The organism is Paenibacillus rhizoplanae (genome assembly GCF_042684125.1).
GTDB classification, from domain to species: Bacteria; Bacillota; Bacilli; order Paenibacillales; family Paenibacillaceae; genus Paenibacillus_AQ; species Paenibacillus_AQ rhizoplanae.
This window is the reverse complement of the sequence record NZ_JBHUKY010000107.1, coordinates 1-560: the sequence shown is the minus strand read 5'-3', so window position 1 is coordinate 560 and position 560 is coordinate 1. Positions and strand designations below refer to the sequence as shown.

Annotated in this window: 1 rRNA gene; it reads right to left on the bottom strand. The window is 54.6% G+C overall.

Going from position 1 to position 560, the window contains the following annotated elements:
- Window positions 1–560 (bottom strand): 23S ribosomal RNA (locus ACFSX3_RS32205); the annotation flags it as partial.

Genomic DNA, 560 nt, shown 5'->3' with positions numbered 1-560 from the left:
CCATTCGTGCGGGTCAGAATTTACCTGACAAGGAATTTCGCTACCTTAGGACCGTTATAGTTACGGCCGCCGTTTACTGGGGCTTCGGTTCACAGCTTCGGATTACTCCTAACCACTCCCCTTAACCTTCCAGCACCGGGCAGGCGTCAGCCCGTATACTTCGCCTTACGGCTTCGCACAGACCTGTGTTTTTGCTAAACAGTCGCTTGGGCCTTTTCACTGCGGCCCCCTCGGGCTATTCACCCTACCGAGGCACCTCTTCTCCCGAAGTTACGAGGTCATTTTGCCGAGTTCCTTAACGAGAGTTCTTCCGCGCGCCTTAGAATTCTCTTCTCGCCTACCTGTGTCGGTTTGCGGTACGGGCACCTTCTCCTGGCTAGAGGCTTTTCTTGGCAGTGTGAGATCATGACCTTCGCTACTGTAATTTTCGCTCCCCATCACAGCCTGGCCTTACGATGTGCGGATTTGCCTACACACCAGCCTCACTGCTTAGACGGACATATCCATCAGTCCGCGTCACTACCCTCCTGCGTCACCCCATCGCTCATAGCGGATTACGG